Origin of the sequence: Methanosphaera sp. A6, from assembly GCF_001729395.1 — an archaeon.
In the GTDB taxonomy this organism is placed as follows: Archaea; Methanobacteriota; Methanobacteria; order Methanobacteriales; family Methanobacteriaceae; genus Methanosphaera; species Methanosphaera stadtmanae.
In genome coordinates this window covers 1-2828 of sequence record NZ_MAIF01000035.1, presented here as the reverse complement: position 1 = coordinate 2828, position 2828 = coordinate 1, and the positions used below count along the sequence as shown (strand labels likewise).

Here is a 2828-nt window from a genome sequence, read left to right as displayed (position 1 = left end):
TTTCTTTTTTTTATTTTTTTTTTAATGATACTAATTCGTTATTAAAAATATTTTTCAAAATCATATTATAATAAAATATATTATTCATAAAAATTATAATAAATATTATATAATCAGGTATTTTTAATTAAAATTAAATTATTTTGTTTATTTTTAAGTACTCGATTATATTTTAATAAAAAGGAGATTATACAATGTATAATAAAAGAATTTGCATTCTTTTAGTAACTACATTTATCATATTACTTGCAGGATTCACTGCTATTTCTGCAGCAGATGTAAATGATACTTCTGTAGATACTAGCTCCCTATCATCTACTACACAAGTAGACAAAAGCCCTGTTTTAACTACTGTGGCTGATAATGATAATAATATCAAAACAGATAGGGATGATGCAATAAAAACTCAACTAAAAACTACTAAAAAAGTAGATACAGAATCTTATGTTACTACTAAAGACTCTACAAAAACAAAAAATACAAACAAAACTATTAAAACAGAAAACCCAACAATAACAGTAACAGATGGAAATTATGGAAAATACTTTGATGATGATGGAACACGTAACATCAACCCCAATACCACAGTAATTTTAAATGGTGCATTCTACAATAAAACATTCATAATTGATCAGGAATTTATCACTTTAACAGGAAACAATGCAACATTACACAATGGACATATATATGTTACAGATATGGCAAGTAATTCCACAATTTCTAACCTAGTTATTAATAGTACTGGTATGGAAAATGTTATTAACAACGAAGCATGGGATATTACAATAAAAAACAATAAAATTACACTTACAAATAGTGAAGGTATTACAGAAGGTATTACAAATAATGGAGATAATGTACTTATTGTAAATAACACTGTTGATGTATATGGTCCAGCTAAGGATATAGACTGGACTGGTGGACCCAGAGAAGGATTAGCTCTAACCTTTGCAATATTCAATGATGGTGGAAATAATGTTATAATTGAAAATAACACTGCAAGAAGTGGAAGATCAAAAGATGGTGAAGATAACCCCTTTGGAACCATTGATGGTATTGAATTAAAAAGTGGAAATAATGTAACAGTATCAAACAACTACATAGAAGTAAGTGGAGCAAGATTTGTATATGGACTTAATGCTTTATCTGAAGTTTATAATGTAGTTCTATCAAATAATACTATTAATGTTACAAGTGAAAGATATATTGCTGGTATACAAATAGGTAACTCTGCAAGAAATTGTAGTATTTTAGATAATAAAATCTATGGTGTATGTTACAATACAACAATATTCACACAAGATAATGAAGCACTTGCATTTGGTATTATCACAACAAGTATGGGTGGAAGTGAATCTAGAAATATGACTGTAGCAGGAAATATAATGAATTTAAATGCTACAATTGTATATGGTATGGAAATTTATACAACATATGATACTATCATTGATAAAAACTTAGTTAATGCTATAGGAAATTATAGTATGGGTATGAGTTTAGCTCATTCTCCAAATTCAATAGTAACTAACAATGTATTTAATACTACAGGAAATAGTAATATTCCTATTAATCCTATTGTAGAAGAAATTGCACCTGCAAATACAGGTATCCAAATACAACAAAATTCTACAAATGCATACATAGCAAACAATATTGTTATAACTACAGATGCTGGTAACAATGCCAAAGCAGTGAATATTGAAACTACAAACAATGTAGCAATTATTAATAACACATTATTTGCTAATGGTAAAACTGGTGATGATGCTGTAAATGCATCTAGTAACCTAATAAATATTACAGTAAATGATAATCATGGACCTATTACCAAATATGATGCAATGGTTATATTAAATATTCCAAAAACAATTTCTACAGGAAGTACTTTAAATTTAAATTTCACTGTAAAAGATAAAGAAACTGAAAAATTAATTAATGGTAAAGCTATAGTTAAAATCAATGGTGTAACATTAAAAGATGATGATGGTGAAATAATCAAACTTAATGTTGTAAATGGTATTGCTAATTTATCATATATATTAAAAGGTTATAGTGCTAAAGAAGCAAAAGTAACTATAGTCTTTGCTAACAGCACATATAATAGAGCTGAAAGTACTGGTATGTTAAATATTACTAAAACCAATGTTAAACTCGAAAGCAAAGATATGACAGTTTATACTGGTGAAACAATAACAATTAACCAAACATTATTTGATTCAAATAATAATCCAATTTATGGAAATACAACTGTAGCAGTAAAAATTAATGGTGTAACTGTTAAAAATACTAAAATTGTTAATGGAAATTTATTAGTTAATATTACTGTTCCTTCAATTAAAGCAGGAAAAAATGTTTTAACAATTATTCTTGGAGAAAATAATAGATATAATTCTGTTTCAGTAAATAGTACACTTACTGTTCTCAAACAAGATCCTGTAATTAAAATTGAAAAAATAACTGCAAAACCTGGAGAATATGTAACATTAAAAGCAACAATTGTTTCAAATGTTACTAAAACACCAGTTACTTCTGGTAATTATGTATTTAAAATTAATGGTATGACTGTTAATAATACTGATGAATATACCTTTGAACAAGTAACTGTTCAAAATATTACAAATGGAATTGCAACACTTAGTACATATATGGATATTTCAGCTAATGATGGAGTCTATAATGTAACTGTTGTATATTCAGGTAATAATCATATTAACTCAGGAAGAAGTACTGAAAGTTGTTTAATAATAAAAGCTTAATATACTTTTTTCTTTTTTATTTTTTTTAAAAAAAATAAATAAAACCTTAAACTTATTTTATAATCCTCAAAA

At 26.2% G+C, this 2828-nt stretch carries 1 protein-coding gene; it reads left to right on the top strand.

Annotated elements, in window-relative coordinates; translation table 11 throughout:
- Window positions 1-194: 194 nt before the first annotated feature.
- A complete protein-coding gene (locus tag A9758_RS01055) occupies window positions 195-2756 on the top strand; it encodes a hypothetical protein (protein WP_011406691.1) in 2562 nt (853 codons plus the stop codon).
- Window positions 2757-2828: the final 72 nt, after the last annotated feature.

What these genes read in the sequence shown, in the direction of transcription:
- A9758_RS01055 (WP_011406691.1), top strand. Translation starts at nt 195, where the DNA reads ATGTATAATAAAAGAATTTGCATTCTTTTAGTAACTACATTTATCATA.